This window comes from Providencia sp. Marseille-Q8014, from assembly GCF_965112055.1.
This window is the reverse complement of sequence record NZ_CBCOPT010000001.1, coordinates 2,948,432-2,963,973: the sequence shown is the minus strand read 5'-3', so window position 1 is coordinate 2,963,973 and position 15,542 is coordinate 2,948,432. Positions and strand designations below refer to the sequence as shown.

The window sequence follows — 15,542 nt, the reverse complement described above, 5'->3', positions numbered from 1 at the left end:
TTTAAAGACAAAATTAGCTAATTCCTATAACATTCTTTTCAAATTTAAATACAATAAATATTCAATATAATAAAAATGATTGTTATCCATGTCGTGACTTAAGGTGGATTTATGGCAAAGAAAAGAGTGAAAGTGCTGCAACTCTCAATAATTTGTGGGCTATTGTCGATACAGCTCCCAGTACTTTCCGCACAAGATAATGGGCAAGTGCTAGCTGAAGAAACGGCACCACAACAAGCGGTTATTGCGACACCTACCGTGGTAATGACACCGGCTGAAAGCTTAGCGCAAATTACATCCTCATTACCTGCTGATGTAAAACCCGTTTTTTCATCGCAAATTGCCAAGATCTACGCAGATCGGCAAATGAAATTATTATGGCAAGATGAAACGGCTATTGAACAATTCCAACAACAATTAGCAGAGCTGGCTCTTTCTGGGGTGCAGCCACAATTTAGTGAATGGTTAGTCGCATTAGAAAATACACAATTAAGTGAGTTAGGCCGAGATGTGATGCTGTCTGATGCGATGTTGGGGTATTTGCAGTACCTTTCAGGGGTTTCAGCGAATGGGCAATTTTGGTTATACCAAAAGAAGCCGTATAACATTAGCGCGCCAACCGTTGAGCAAATGAAACCATGGCTAGAGTCAGTGGCTAAAAATAATTTAAGCGAATGGGTAAAGGCTCAGGCGCCACAACATGCGTTGTATCAACCTATGCGTCAAGAAATGTTGAAACAACTTAACATGAACGATGATGGACTGGAATTAGTGGAGACCAAAACACTAAAACCGGGTCAATCGAGTGATGATGTTATCACTTTGCGTGAAATCTTATACCGCCAAGGATTTATCGATGCTGCCGCTATCTCTACTGAGATAGATGCAGCAGCAAGCGAGGAAGAGAAAGCAAAAGCAACTGCCCAAGCCCGTTTATACAGTGAAGACTTGATTGAACCTGTGAAGAAGTTTCAACAAAGCTATGGGCTAGAAGCCGATGGCATGGTGGGTAAAGGAACCAAAGTTTGGCTCAATATGAAGCCTCAGCAAAAAGCAGGGCTAATGGCGCTGAATATTCAACGTTTACGTATCATTCCTGAAGATAGTGGAACAGGAATTTTAGTTAATATTCCCGCTTTCTCATTAAATTTTTATCTAAATGATGACGTTATTTTGGATTCAAAGGTGATTGTGGGGCGTCCCGACCGGAAGACGCCGATTATGAGCAGTGCATTAAATAACGTTGTTATTAATCCACCTTGGAGCGTTCCAACAAGCATGGCTCGTAAAGATATCGCACCTCGTGGTAAGCAGGATCCCAGTTATTTTAGCCGTAAGGGTTACACCGTCTATTCGGGCTGGGGGCAGGACTCATTTGAAATCGATCCGTATTCAATTAACTGGGATGAAATTACCCCAGCGAATTTTCCCTATCGGATCCGCCAAGCGCCGGGGCCAACGAACTCATTAGGCCGGTATAAATTTAATATGCCAAGTTCGGATGCGATTTATCTGCATGATACGCCGAATCACAGTTTATTTAATCGTAGCGCACGCGCTATCAGTTCCGGTTGTGTACGAGTCAATAAAGCAAATGAGTTGGCAAGTATTTTATTAGGTGATGCAGGCTGGGAGCAAAAGCGTATAGATGGAGCCGTAAAAGCAGGCAGTACACGTTATGTTAATATTCCAGATCGTATCCCTGTTTATCTTTACTATCAAACAGCTTGGGTAGATAAAGAGCAAAAGCCACAGTATCGTGCAGATATTTATCAATATGATAACAGTATTGAAAATGTGGAAAAGCAATTGCCCGTCATTAAAAGTTTCTTACACTAAGCTTAGCGGCAGGGGGATTTTTCTTCCTGCCGTAGTACCATTGATTGTTGGTAGATAGGGGATAGTGTGTCGTTAAATTAATCTGCTAAATTTTCAGTCATTATCAGAGGATGAAAGGAGTATATTTCGCTAATTATTAGTGATACAGGTCACTATTTGGATGATGATATGTAAAATTTGCGCTTATTTACCTATTTATTTACATTAATATACATTCAAGTTAAATATCATTTGTTAGACTGATTATTAGTATAAATTTTGTTCCTAATACTAATCGTTTTGAGTTTCAGCTAGGCGGCTATGAAGTCAGTCAGAAAACATAAGTATTTATGTCAATCGGCTTGCAACAGATAGTGAATAACGCAGTGCTTTGAAACATTATCAGTATATTTAATTAATTGAAATTGAGCTACTACCTATGGATATCATTGACCAAAACCGCCGCAAATGGTTAGGTGTTGGTGCAGCTGCTTTTGGGCTGAGCTTATTACCTAACCATGTCTTTGCCGCTATGACGACGCCTAGACCAAAAATTTTGCGTTTTCAAAACCTCAATACCGGGGAATTTTTAAAAACAGAGTTTTTTGATGGACGCCATTATAATAAATCAGAACTAGCCCGATTAAATCATTTATTCCGTGATCACCGTAGCGATAAAATCAAAACGATTGACCCTAAATTATTTGATCAAATCTATATGCTGCAAGTTATGTTAGGAACTAATAAGCCTATTCAGCTGATTTCAGGTTATCGTTCACTTGAAACTAATAATGCATTGCGTCGAAGCAGTAGTGGTGTGGCGAAAAAGAGCTACCATACACGCGGGCAAGCGATGGATTTCCATATTGAAGGTATCCAACTCAGTAACATTCGTAAAGCAGCTTTAAAAATGAAGGCGGGTGGTGTTGGTTATTATCCAAGAAGTAATTTTGTTCATATAGATACGGGGCCTGCACGGACTTGGTAGGTTTGGGTTATTCGTCATAATTCACGTCGCAGCATTGTTGACTGCGCTCGGTTACCCGAGCCACATTTTTGTATGCTCCTCGGGATACCCTTACTTGTCGCCTAGCTGCAACGCGAATTATTGAGAATACCTGTCAGTCAATTAACGTCGCTTTATCTGGTTTTAAGTGGTGAGCGTTATGACTGTTTTCTGTGTTTCTATGCGCATTGCTTCCCTTCATTTACACACCTCTCTGACTTCTGTATGCTCCTAATAATTATTTTTTTATTATTCTGTTACTCAGACGGCGTAAGCCTATGTAGCATAGATGCGGAGTCAATGTTCGATGAAATATACGATTATCCCAGTAACCCCTTTTATGCAAAATTGTCAGGTGATTTGGGATGAAAACTCAATGGAAGCCGTGATTGTTGATCCAGGCGGTGAGGCTGAAAAACTGATTGCTGCGATTGAAGAACGTGGCTTAAAGCTCAGCAAAATTCTTCTTACCCACGGGCATGCCGATCATATCGGAGCTACCGCGGCTATTGCCAAACATTTTTCGGTACCTATTTATGGTCCGCAAAAGGAAGATGCTTTCTGGATTGAGGCGTTGGCACAACAAAATGCGATGTTTAATATTGAAGGCTGTCCTGACTTTACACCTGATTATTGGTTAGAAGAGGGGCAGACGGTGAGCTGTGGCCCAATAACTTTTGATGTTCTGCATTGTCCAGGGCATACACCTGGTCATATTATATTTGTTAATCATGCAGATAAACTGATTTCCATGGGGGATGTATTATTTAAAGGGGGTGTAGGGCGTAGTGATTTCCCTCGTGGTGACCATCAAGCACTGATTGCATCGATTAAAAATAAAGTATTACCACTTGGCGATGATTATCAATTTATACCCGGTCACGGTCCTATGTCGAATTTAGGTCATGAGCGGCAGACAAACCCGTTCTTGCAGGATGACTTACCTGTTTGGTAATTAACAGTTTGAACAGTAAACGCCTCATTAAGTGGGGCGTTTTATAATTAGACACGGTATTCATTAATAAAAAAAAGAACGATACATATGTATCGTTCTTTTTGTTGTTCAGATTGTTTTACAACTTAGATGACTTTAACGATCGCTTCACACAGTGGAACCATATTTTCGAGTGTTAGGCCCGCGACGTTAATACGTCCAGAACTCACTGCATAGATACCAAATTCGCTACGTAGACGCTCTACCTGCTCTTTTGTCAGGCCACTGAAGGAGAACATACCATTTTGGTTAATGATGAAGCTAAAGTCTTGTTTAGCGCCTTTCTCTTCAAGTGTGCTTACCAGCAACTGACGCATACGTTTAATACGCTCACGCATTGACGTCAATTCTTGGATCCACTCAGCTTTCAGGGCATCATCAGATAAAATGGTTGTGACGACAGCGGCACCATGTGCTGGTGGGTTTGAGTAGTTAGCACGAATAACGGCTTTCGCTTGGCTAAATGCGCGCTCTGCATTATCACTATCTTTAGCAATAATGGTGCAAGCTCCGACACGCTCATTATATAAGCCAAAGTTTTTCGAATAAGAACTTGCTACGATCATTTCTGGATTTTGTTTAGTAAAGATACGCAGCCCTTCAGCATCCTCATCTAAACCTTTTGCAAACCCTTGGTAAGCAAAGTCAAACACTGGCAGTAAACCTTTTTCAGCACATAGTGCAGACAGTTTAGTCCATTGCTCTACCGTTGGGTCGATGCCAGTTGGGTTATGGCAGCAACCATGCAGAACGATAACATCACCGGCTACGGCAGCAGATAGGCTGTTTAGCATGCCATCAAAATCCATACCGTGATTAGCGGCATCATAGTAGTTGTAGGTCAGGACTTCTAAGCCAGCAGCTTCAAAAATATTTTTATGGTTTGGCCAAGTTGGATTGCTTATCCAAACACGCTTAGCATTGGTTTGGCTAGCGATAAAATCAGCCGCAATACGCAGAGCACCAGTTCCGCCCGGCGCTTGTGCAGTACGAGCACGCTGAGAAGTGACAATTTCATGCTCTTTACCAAATAACAGCTCTTGAGTGACACGACCAAATTCTGGCATCCCACTGATGGCAAGATAGTTTTTGGTGTTTTCATTTTCAAGCAGGAATTTTTCTGCTTTTTTCACAGTGTCTAGAACTGGAGTTTTACCAGACTCATCTTTGTAAACGCCGATACCGAGGTTAATTTTGTTATCACGAGGGTCAGCACGGAAACTATCAGCAAGGCCTAAAATAGGGTCAGCAGGGGCAGCAGTAATTTTTTCAAACATGTTGTCGATTCCAAAGCTCAGTTGTTAAGCCGAAAATGTTGAGTGCTCAGGTTAACGCGCAGAAAACAATTTGCCAACCGTTTTACTAAAAATTGGTAAGATCTTGTGATGTAGGTATAAATTGCATGGGATCTGACCATTAACCGCACTAAATGCAGCGATTTTCTCTAACGTATCGACACTTTAGATTAATAATTGATCTTAACGCAGGATTTAGTGGTTAGGGAGAGAGTGTACGAGGGTAAAGGGACAAATAAGGATAAAAATAGCGCGTCACACAACAAAAAAAGCAACGCCGAAGCGTTGCTTTTCAAAACAGATTTCACTGTTGTCTGAATTATTGTTTAAACAATAATTAGAACTGGTAAACCAGACCCAGACCAACTACGTTATCAGTGTTGATACCGTATTCTTTAGTGAAGTCGTTGTCTTTCAGCAGGTTGATTTTGTAATCAACAACTGCAGACATGTTTTTGTTGAAGTAGTAGTATGAACCTACAGAGATGTATTTAACCAGATCTTGGTTGTCGTAACCATTACCTAAGTTTTTACCTTTAGATTGGTTATAACCAATAGATGGTTTCAGACCGAAGTCGAACAGGTATTGAGCAACTAATTCAACGTTTTCAGTTTTGTTAGCGATCAGATCAAGGTCACCGTAGCGAGATGTATTTTGAGTTTGACCGTACATAGCTGCTAAGTAAACGTTGTTAGCGTCGAATTTACCACCAACGTTCCATGCTTGAGCACGTTTACCAGTTGCGCTGTAGTAAGAATCATCTTCAGATGTAACTACACCAGCTTTTTGGTTTGGAGTACGAGAAGAGCTAGAATAACCACCACCCAGAGTTACGCCCCAGCCTAACTCATACGCAGTTGAGAAACCGTAGCCGTCACCGTTGTCTTTAGCCATACCAGCGCTTGACTTGTTGTTGTCGCCGTTTTTACCTTGATATTGCAGAGCGAAGCTCAGGCCATCAACATAACCGAATGCGTTGTTGTTACGGTAAGTTAACAGGTTACGGTTACGGCTAGTCATGAAGTTATCAGTTTGAGCCATAGTGTCCGCACCCCACAGTGGGAATACGTCGGTCCATGCGTTCGTGTCATAAACCACACCGTAGTTACGGCCGTAGTCGATTGAACCGAAGTCAGCAAATTTCAGACCAGCATACGCTAGACGGTTTTTATTTTCGTTGTTACCTTCAGACTTGTTAGTCTTAGTTTCCCACTCGAAACGACCAAAACCAGTCAGTTGATCAGTGATTTGAGTATCACCTTTCAGGCCTAAACGAACGCGTGAATCGTCGCCATCTTCACTTTTCTTACCTTTATCAGCAGAAGCAAAATAGTGACGAACGTCAACTTTACCGTAAACGTCTAGTTTGTTGCCGTCTTTGTTGTATACTTCAGCTGCGTTTGCTGCGCCTGCAGCCAACAGAGCTGGGATAACCATTGCAAGAATATTGCGTTTCATCATTATTATTACCCTCATTGGTGTTATTCGGACACCTGCCACTGCCAAAAATAATTCTCAAAAAAAATTGGAACTATTTATGAGAGATTAGTGTCGTCTATGTCGGCGTCCAGTGTTCCATTGGTAAATAAATTTATCTACCCTCAAAGTGCTACAAAAATAAAGATTCTGAAACAAATGGTAACAAGGTGTTTCAAAATGTAAAAAATAGATCAAAAAACAACCACAGGTATGACCAGTTTAAAAATAATTACAAAATTTAGGGAACTTTTTGAGAGGTCAAATTGCGCTTTTTTTGAACAATTTAGATAAGTATAATTGACAGATTTGCTTATAGATAAGACAAGAAATGAGGAAAAAAGCAGATTTTTCTGATCTAAATTAAATTGGCTTAAAAAATGGTGTTAATTTGTACACTGGTGTCAACGTGGTTATAGCCTTTGAAAATATTATAAAAGTAATAAAAGATATTAAAAATAATATCGGGCCTATAGCGACCCGATATTCGATATAAAAGATAAGGCTAATAAGTCTTAGAATGCTGCATTTCTTGGCGTACGTGGGAAGGGAATGACTTCACGAACGTTACCAACGCCAGTGACATAAGCCACTAAGCGCTCAAAGCCAAGGCCAAAACCAGAGTGTGGTACTGTGCCATAGCGGCGTAGATCGCGATACCACCAGTAATCTTCTTTATTCATTCCCATTTCATCAAGACGTACGTCTAACATATCAAGGCGCTCTTCACGTTGTGAACCACCGATGATTTCACCAATACCGGGGGCGAGTACATCCATTGCTGCCACTGTCTTGCCATCTTCGTTAAGGCGCATATAGAAAGCTTTAATGTCCTTAGGATAGTTTTTAACAACCACCGGTGCTTTGAAATGTTGCTCAGCCAAATAGCGCTCATGCTCAGAAGACATATCAACCCCCCAGTACACTGGGTTTTCAAATTTCTTACCACAAGTTTCTAGGATCTTGATCGCATCGGTATAGTCGACTTGCGCGAAATCTGAATTAACAAAGTTTTCTAAACGGTTGATGACGTCTTTATCGACACGTTGAGCAAAGAACTCGAGATCATCACGACGCTCATCAAGTGCTGCCTTGAAGACAAATTTCAGCATTTGTTCTGCAAGACCCGCCACATCATCAAGATTAGCGAAAGCCACTTCCGGCTCAACCATCCAGAATTCCGCTAAGTGGCGGCTGGTGTTTGAGTTTTCTGCACGGAAAGTCGGGCCAAAGGTATAAACTTTGCTTAATGCTGTAGCATAAGCTTCGCCATTCAATTGTCCTGATACGGTTAAGAAGGACTCACGACCAAAGAAATCTTCACTGAAATCAACTTCACCTTTGTCATTACGTGGCAGGTTATTGTAGTCCAGTGTCGAAACACGGAACATTTCACCCGCACCTTCGGTATCAGATGCTGTGATAATTGGGGTTGAAACCCAAAAGTAACCTTGCTCATCAAAGAAACGGTGTAATGCTTGGGCAAGCGTGTGGCGAACACGCGCTACTGCACCGATTAAGTTAGTGCGTGGACGCAAGTGTGCGACTTCACGTAGATACTCAACGCTATGGCGTTTTGCTGCCATTGGGTAAGTGTCAGGATCTTCAACCCAACCTACCACTTTAACTGCTGTTGCTTCTAACTCGAAAGATTGGCCTTGGCCTGGTGATTCTTTCACGATCCCCGTGACTTCAACAGAACAGCCTGTCGTCAGATGCAGGACTTCGTCGTTATAATTAGATAAATTATTATTGATGACAGCCTGTAATGGGTTAAAGCAGGAACCGTCATAAACGGCGAGGAAAGAAAAACCAGCATTTGAATCTCTCCTTGTACGTACCCAGCCTTGAACGGTGACTTCAGAGCCCACCGCCACACGGCCTTGCAGTACATCGACTACAGGCGCAACGATCATAAAAATTACTCTCTTTTTATATAAACGAAATTAACGATGACATTTCCACTGCTCTGATTGTTTATCAACCATATTGATATGACCAGTGAAAGTATTTGTTTTCCTGAAATTCTCTATTTCAAGATTGATGTTCTATGTTACTTGCCGTGAGGCAGGAAACAAGTAAAAAATCGTGACTTTTCTACCAGAAAGGTCGTAGTCCCTAGCTATACCTTAGTTAGGGCTCTAATAGCAAGTAAATATAATCATCTACTATGAATATTAATGAAGATGGCACTTTTTGTGTGATACTCAAAAAGAAGGCGCTTGAGTATCACACAGGCTGAAAATGCCATTAACAGGCTTTTTCCATTTTTGGTAGGTCGAAAGCTTTACGCAGTTGATTAACGAACTCATCATCTTCACAAATGGTTTTGCCTGGACTATCAGACAGTTTTGCGACTGGCTTGCCATTACATTCAACCAATTTGATGACGATATTTAAAGGAACGACTCCGGGAATATTGCACGTGAGCCTTGTACCGATCCCAAATACCAGATTAATACGTTTATGGAAATAACGATACAGCTCCAATGATTTTTGCAGGTCTAAGCTATCAGAAAACACTAATGTTTTCGTCATTGGATCAATGCCTAATTTTTCATAGTGTGCGATGGCTTTTTCACCCCATTCGATAGGGTCACCCGAATCATGACGTAGTCCTTGGTAGCGCTTCGCAAAATTATCATCGAAATCACGCAAAAAAGCATCCATCGTAATACAGTCTGTTAAAGCAATACCGAGTTGCTCGGGGTATTCATCGAGCCAGCTTTGCAATGCGGCTCGTTGGCTATTTGCGAGTTCAGGGCTGATTTGTTGATGAGCTTGAAACCACTCATGAGCTTGCGTACCAACAGGGGCTAATCCTAATTCATGAGCCAATTTATAGTTACTGGTGCCGACAAGATAAGGAAACTCATCTTTGAGCATGGAAACGATAGCGGATTGTACATCATAGGAAAAACGGCGACGGGTGCCGAAATCCATTAATTTAAAATGGCTAAGGTCGATATGATTTTCGGCCGCTTGGGCATAAAAGACGGTCAGTAATTTTTTTAACTGACTCACCGCATCCTCGCGGGTAATCTGTGGGTGTCTATCGCGTTGAACAATTTCACTGATCAAAGCAAGCAGTGGGACTTCCCACATAATGACTTCGCACCATGGGCCGCTAATACGGATAGCGAGCTGCCCATCATCTGCAAGGGTAATGTCCACTTGTTCTGGCTTAAAACGGAAGTTTTTTAACCAAGCAAGATAGTCGTCTTTGAAAAAAGGAAGACCACTTAAATAATTAACTTCTTCATTAGTTAGTGAAAGATGGGCCATCAATTGGACTTGCTGGCGGATTTCATTCGCATAAGTACCTAAAATTTCACGGCTACGACAGCGGAACTCGGCAACAACCGGAACTTGGCTGTAATGGTGAAATACGGCCTGCTGCATATGAAGCTTATAAGCATCAGTGTCAAGCAGTGATGTAATAATGGGGGTAGCGTCTAAATTCATGGCGCGCAGGCGTCCTCGCGGAGCTATCTACTTATTAGCTAAATCGTTTAAAGTTGGAAAAGTATACTCACTTTAGCAGAAGATAGAAGCCTTATTGCATCACTCTTATCTATGTGAGCTCTTCCAATATTTATTTATACCCTTCACATTTCAAGTGATAGCGTGATGATTAAGTTTGTCTATACTCATCATCGACGGCTATTTTGTTCCTTGCGATACCTTTCTTATCGCTTAGATTCCCCTTGAACGTATCATCATTGACATGATTGACTAGGATGGAATACTGGCTGTTATGGTTATTTAACAAGCGTTAATATATCTATACTAGTCATCAGGTATGAAATGATACTAACACGTAATTTTCTATTTAACAGTGTTATAGCATCAACGAGCAAACCAATTCTTAACAATTGTTGATACTGATAGTCATAAATAGGCAACATAATATGATGCAATTGTTTCTCATAGGCATTTTTGTTGCAGCAGCGTATAGTAATATAAAGAATAAATGATAAACGACTGTATCGAATTAACGAATAAAAAAGGTTACTTATGACCCAATTGCGACAAGCGAAATATCGTCAGGACTATAAAGCCCCTGATTATACTATCTCTGAAATTGATCTCGATTTTATTCTCGACCCAGCAAAAACGGTTGTCACGGCGATTAGCCAAGTAAAACGCCTTAACCCAGAATCATCGACACTGGAACTGCATGGTGAAGACCTGAAATTAATCAGTGTCGAAGTGGATGGTCAGTCTTGGACGCATTATCAAGAGCAAGACGGTAAGCTGATATTGGAATCCTTACCTGAAGCTTTCACATTACGTATTGTGAATGAAATCAGCCCCGAAAAAAATACAGCGCTAGAAGGTTTATATGTTTCAGGGGATGCGCTATGTACACAATGTGAAGCTGAAGGTTTCCGTCATATCACTTATTATCAGGATCGTCCTGACGTTTTAGCGCGTTACACAACGACGATTACTGCGGATAAACAACGTTATCCTTATTTATTATCTAATGGTAATCGCATCGCTGAAGGTGAACTGGATGATGGACGTCATTGGGTTAAGTGGCAAGATCCTTTCCCAAAACCAAGCTACCTATTTGCGTTAGTCGCTGGTGACTTTGATGTACTTCGCGATACTTTTATTACACGCACTGGCAGAGAAGTGGCTTTAGAACTCTTTGTTGATAAAGGCAACCTTGACCGCGCGCCATGGGCAATGCAATCCCTAAAAAATGCGATGAAGTGGGATGAAGAGCGCTTTGGTCTGGAATACGATCTCGATATTTACATGATAGTCGCGGTTGATTTCTTTAATATGGGCGCGATGGAAAACAAAGGTCTGAATGTTTTCAACTCCAAATACGTGCTCGCGAAAAATGAGACTGCCACGGATAAAGATTATTTAAATATTGAATCGGTGATCGGCCACGAATATTTCCATAACTGGACAGGGAACCGTATTACTTGTCGTGATTGGTTCCAATTAAGTTTAAAAGAAGGCTTAACCGTTTTCCGCGATCAAGAATTTAGTTCAGATCTCGGTTCGCGTTCTGTCAACCGCATCAATAATGTGAAAGTGATGCGTGCTGCTCAGTTTGCTGAAGATGCTAGCCCTATGGCACATCCGATCCGTCCTGAAAAAGTGATTGAGATGAATAACTTCTATACCTTAACCGTTTATGAAAAAGGTTCAGAAGTCATTCGAATGATCCACACATTATTAGGCGAAGAGATGTTCCAAGCAGGGATACAGTTGTATGTTCATCGCCATGATGGTAGTGCTGCGACCTGTGATGATTTTGTGCAAGCCATGGAAGATGCCTCGAATGTGGATCTGTCGTTATTCCGTCGCTGGTACAGCCAATCAGGTACGCCTGTTTTAACGGTACGTGATGAATATTTCCCTGAAAAACAAGAATATGTATTACATGTTAGACAAATGACGCCACCAACAGCGGATCAAGCGGAAAAGCTGCCGTTACATATTCCGTTAGATATTGAATTATATGCTGAAGACGGTTCTATTATCCCGTTGAAACATATGGGAAGCCATATCAATTCAGTGTTGAACGTCACACAAGAATCACAAACGTTCACTTTTGATGAAGTTCCTAGCCGTCCGGTTCCTTCATTATTACGTGAATTCTCTGCACCTGTTAAATTAGATTATCCATATAGTGATGAGCAACTTGCCTTTTTGATGCAATATGCAAGCAATGAGTTCTCTCGTTGGGATGCGGCTCAGCAATTGATCGGTAACTATGTGAAGCTCAATGTTGCGAATCATCAAGCGGGCAAAGAATTCGTTTTGCCTGAGCATGTGATTGATGCATTTAGAGCGGTGTTATTGAGTGATTCTATCGATCCAGCATTGGCCGCATTGATTTTAACACTGCCTTCTGAGAATGAGATGGCGGAGTATTTTCAAACTATCGACCCTGATGCTATCCACATTGTCGCTGATTTTATTGCACATCAATTGGCCGTGGAAATGGCGGATGAGTTCTTAGCCGTTTATCAATCAATTCATATTGATGGTTACCGTGTTGATCATGGTGATATTGCGAAACGTTCATTACGCAATGTGTGCTTGCAATATCTTGCAGCAGGGGATGACCAGGCGCTGGCGGATAAATTAGTTTCTACGCAATTTGCATCGGCTGACAATATGACGGATTCATTGGCCGCATTGACAGCAGCGAGCGAATCTCAATTACCTTGCCTTGAATCGTTGATGACTGCGTTTGATGAACGTTGGCATCATGATGGCTTGGTGATGGATAAATGGTTTACGCTGCAAGGCACTAGCCCAGCGCCCGATGTATTGGAAAAAGTGCGGAGCTTGTTGACTCACCGTTCGTTTAGTATGAGTAACCCGAACCGTGTTCGTTCTCTAGTCGGTGCGTTTGCTTCTGGTAATCCGTCTGCATTCCATGCACAAGATGGAAGTGGTTATCAGTTCCTGTATGACATTTTAGTTGATTTAAATACACGCAACCCTCAAGTTGCATCACGGTTGATTGAGCCGTTGATCCGCTTAAAACGTTTTGATGAAAAACGTCAAAGTCTAATGCGTAATACTTTAGAGCAGTTGAAAGGGTTAGATAACCTATCCGGTGACCTGTTTGAAAAAGTGACGAAGGCACTTGAGAGCTAAGTTTCTCATAACCAATCAGTAACCAATACAAGCCCTTGAGAATATTTTTCAAGGGCTTGTTCTTTTCAATCCGTCACAAAAAAGCTGGCAGGGTGTTATTCATGATAGGGCGTTTCGAATGGGGGAATCCGCTTTGTTAACTCCCGACTAATCAGCTTGTGTGCAATAAATTGATTTTTTCATAGAAAAAGTAGCGCAAGATAGGGTAATCTATGTCGCGTTTTATCGGATGAAAATGTTCCCTTTGCTTAATATAGGCTCAGCAAATTTTATTTGTTGGGTGTTTTGATGCGCGGAACATTGTGTCTTTTAATCGCTTTATACACAAAGTAATTTAAGTTGTTGGCGTTAAGCATCAGTGCGCATTTCAGCTTAAAGTATGGCAGGTATAGACAGAAATAGGTTATTGGATATGTTATATCACCTTGCCCGCAAGGCTCTATTCCAGTTCGACCCAGAAAAAGCCCATGAACTGACTTTCCGTCAGCTTCAGCGCTTAAATAATTCTCCTCTTAAATGTCTTCTTCGCCAATCGGTGGCGACTAAACCTGTTCAATGTATGGGGCTGTCATTTAAAAATCCACTTGGTCTAGCCGCAGGGTTAGATAAAGATGGCGAATGTATTGACGCTTTCGGTGCAATGGGCTTTGGTTTTGTTGAAATCGGTACCGTCACTCCTCGACCGCAGGCTGGTAATGACAAGCCAAGGCTGTTTCGGTTAGTTGAAGCAGAAGCGTTGATCAATCGTATGGGGTTTAATAATAAAGGTGTTGATAACCTTGTTGAGAATGTCAAAAAATCAACCTACGGTGGGGTGATTGGAATTAATATTGGCAAAAATAAAGATACGCCAGTAGAGCAAGGTAAGGATGATTATTTAATTTGCATGGATAAGGTTTATACACATGCAGGTTATATTGCTATTAATATTTCGTCACCAAATACGCCGGGTTTACGCACGCTGCAATATGGAGAAGCTTTGGACGATTTGTTAAGCGGAATAAAAACAAAGCAGTTGGAATTACAATCGAAACATCAAAAATATGTTCCTGTTGCCGTTAAAGTTGCCCCGGATTTAAGCGAAGAAGAAATAATACAAGTTACAGATAGTTTAGTTCGCCATAATATAGATGGTGTGATCGCCACGAATACCACTTTAGATCGCTCCTTAGTCCAAGGTTTAAATCACTGTAATGAAGCTGGTGGTTTAAGTGGACGCCCAGTGCAACTAAAAAGTACTGAAGTTATTAGGATCATTTCTCGTGAATTAAATGGCAAGTTACCAATTATTGGCGTGGGTGGAATTGATTCATTAACATCCGCACGTGAGAAAATGGATGCAGGCGCATCATTGATCCAAATTTATTCAGGTTTTATATATAATGGTCCAAAGTTAATTAAAGATATTGTGAACCATATATAGTTAACTGTAAATTTACCTAAAGGGGGCTTTATTTATGCTCCCTTTTAATCTATATTGAGTTGGATGCTTATTTTTAAATCATTTTGACATTTTTAGAACCGAATTATTTATATTTCTATCTAAAAAATGTATTTGTACTCTGACTAATTTGAGTTGCACGTAGCTGTTAAGTCACATTATTCGTTTCGTTAAAAAGCGCTGATAATATAATTAGGCTAATAGAATCGGCTCAACTAGCAACTTCAAGTATGGTGAGTATACCGATAAATCGCTAAGGGATCGTTTATGATAATAAAACCTGATGATCATTGGCGTTGGTATTTTGATCATGACCATGATAGGGTGATGTTGGATCTCGCCAACGGCATGATATTTCGCTCATGTTTTCCCGCAAAAATGCTAACTGCGTTTGCGCGTGATGAAATGCCTTTTAGTATTGAAGATGCTGCTGAGTTTTATATATTCGACGAACAGGCTAAAAGATTAAATTTATCTAATGAAGAAAGAGCCGAATTAGTGCTCAATAGTTTAGTGGCATTTCGTTTTCTAAAACCACAAATGCCAAAAAGTTGGTATTTTTCATCTTTTCACGATATTAAACAGCCAGCTCAAGGCCAGCTTATTCAAGTTTGTTTAGAAAGCACCCGCAATATTGCCACATTTATTATTGCTGAAGCGGGGGCATCGGCAAGTTTATGTTTATTGGCAGAAGCACAATTAGAATTACCAGATCGTAAATTACGCTTCTGTGATCCCATTAAGATCATGAACGATCGTATGAGGGAATATAAGCGCAAGTCTAATCGCTTATTGTATGGCAATGTCATTTAATTGATCATCCTTGATCGTTTATGTTTTTTTAATATGACTCATAACACCATCATTAAAATAAT

General features: G+C 40.8%; 10 protein-coding genes. 6 read left to right on the top strand and 4 right to left on the bottom strand.

All coding sequences use genetic code 11. From position 1 onward, the window contains the following. Window positions 1–111 precede the first annotated feature (111 nt). From ldtD to ACWPW6_RS13105, 3 genes are all read left to right on the top strand, one after another. Window positions 112–1,839 (top strand): L,D-transpeptidase, encoded by a 1,728-nt coding sequence (gene ldtD / locus ACWPW6_RS13115; protein ID WP_249999123.1) that lies wholly within the window; start codon window positions 112–114, stop codon window positions 1,837–1,839. Between the two features lie 418 nt (window positions 1,840–2,257). After that, window positions 2,258–2,806 (top strand): YcbK family protein, encoded by a 549-nt coding sequence (locus tag ACWPW6_RS13110; RefSeq protein ID WP_154623293.1) that lies wholly within the window; start codon window positions 2,258–2,260, stop codon window positions 2,804–2,806. Window positions 2,807–3,131: 325 nt separating this feature from the next. Beyond that, the gene (locus ACWPW6_RS13105; protein ID WP_154623294.1) at window positions 3,132–3,779 is read left to right on the top strand and encodes an MBL fold metallo-hydrolase; all 648 of its coding nucleotides are present in this window, start codon (window positions 3,132–3,134) and stop codon (window positions 3,777–3,779) included. A gap of 125 nt (window positions 3,780–3,904) precedes the next feature. Here the strand turns inward: ACWPW6_RS13105 and ACWPW6_RS13100 are convergent, their stop codons facing one another. From ACWPW6_RS13100 to pncB, 4 genes are all read right to left on the bottom strand, one after another. Beyond that, entirely contained in the window at window positions 3,905–5,095 is a 1,191-nt protein-coding gene (locus tag ACWPW6_RS13100) for an amino acid aminotransferase (protein WP_154623295.1), read from the bottom strand. Between the two features lie 355 nt (window positions 5,096–5,450). Further along, window positions 5,451–6,575: a porin gene (locus ACWPW6_RS13095; protein ID WP_272682954.1), complete on the bottom strand. Its 1,125-nt coding sequence runs from the start codon at window positions 6,573–6,575 to the stop codon at window positions 5,451–5,453. 530 nt (window positions 6,576–7,105) lie between these two features. Continuing rightward, a complete protein-coding gene (gene asnS / locus ACWPW6_RS13090) occupies window positions 7,106–8,506 on the bottom strand; it encodes an asparagine--tRNA ligase (RefSeq protein ID WP_249999121.1) in 1,401 nt (466 codons plus the stop codon). Between the two features lie 334 nt (window positions 8,507–8,840). Beyond that, a complete protein-coding gene (gene pncB / locus ACWPW6_RS13085) occupies window positions 8,841–10,055 on the bottom strand; it encodes a nicotinate phosphoribosyltransferase (protein WP_249999120.1) in 1,215 nt (404 codons plus the stop codon). Between the two features lie 552 nt (window positions 10,056–10,607). Here pncB and pepN point away from each other — a divergent pair. From pepN to ACWPW6_RS13070, 3 genes are all read left to right on the top strand, one after another. Further along, a complete protein-coding gene (gene pepN / locus ACWPW6_RS13080) occupies window positions 10,608–13,226 on the top strand; it encodes an aminopeptidase N (protein WP_196714090.1) in 2,619 nt (872 codons plus the stop codon). A 412-nt stretch (window positions 13,227–13,638) separates the two neighbouring features. Further along, a complete protein-coding gene (gene pyrD / locus ACWPW6_RS13075; RefSeq protein ID WP_154623425.1) occupies window positions 13,639–14,649 on the top strand; it encodes a quinone-dependent dihydroorotate dehydrogenase in 1,011 nt (336 codons plus the stop codon). Between the two features lie 285 nt (window positions 14,650–14,934). Further along, window positions 14,935–15,480 carry a cell division protein ZapC gene (locus tag ACWPW6_RS13070; protein ID WP_154623426.1) on the top strand — a complete coding sequence of 182 codons (546 nt, stop codon included), beginning with the start codon at window positions 14,935–14,937 and terminating at the stop codon, window positions 15,478–15,480. The last annotated feature ends 62 nt before the right edge of the window (window positions 15,481–15,542 follow it).

Coding starts and splice junctions, on each gene's coding strand:
- ldtD (WP_249999123.1), top strand. CDS start 112: ATGGCAAAGAAAAGAGTGAAAGTGCTGCAACTCTCAATAATTTGTGGG.
- ACWPW6_RS13110 (WP_154623293.1), top strand. CDS start 2,258: ATGGATATCATTGACCAAAACCGCCGCAAATGGTTAGGTGTTGGTGCA.
- ACWPW6_RS13105 (WP_154623294.1), top strand. CDS start 3,132: ATGAAATATACGATTATCCCAGTAACCCCTTTTATGCAAAATTGTCAG.
- ACWPW6_RS13100 (WP_154623295.1), bottom strand. CDS start 5,095: ATGTTTGAAAAAATTACTGCTGCCCCTGCTGACCCTATTTTAGGCCTT.
- ACWPW6_RS13095 (WP_272682954.1), bottom strand. CDS start 6,575: ATGATGAAACGCAATATTCTTGCAATGGTTATCCCAGCTCTGTTGGCT.
- asnS (WP_249999121.1), bottom strand. CDS start 8,506: ATGATCGTTGCGCCTGTAGTCGATGTACTGCAAGGCCGTGTGGCGGTG.
- pncB (WP_249999120.1), bottom strand. CDS start 10,055: ATGAATTTAGACGCTACCCCCATTATTACATCACTGCTTGACACTGAT.
- pepN (WP_196714090.1), top strand. CDS start 10,608: ATGACCCAATTGCGACAAGCGAAATATCGTCAGGACTATAAAGCCCCT.
- pyrD (WP_154623425.1), top strand. CDS start 13,639: ATGTTATATCACCTTGCCCGCAAGGCTCTATTCCAGTTCGACCCAGAA.
- ACWPW6_RS13070 (WP_154623426.1), top strand. CDS start 14,935: ATGATAATAAAACCTGATGATCATTGGCGTTGGTATTTTGATCATGAC.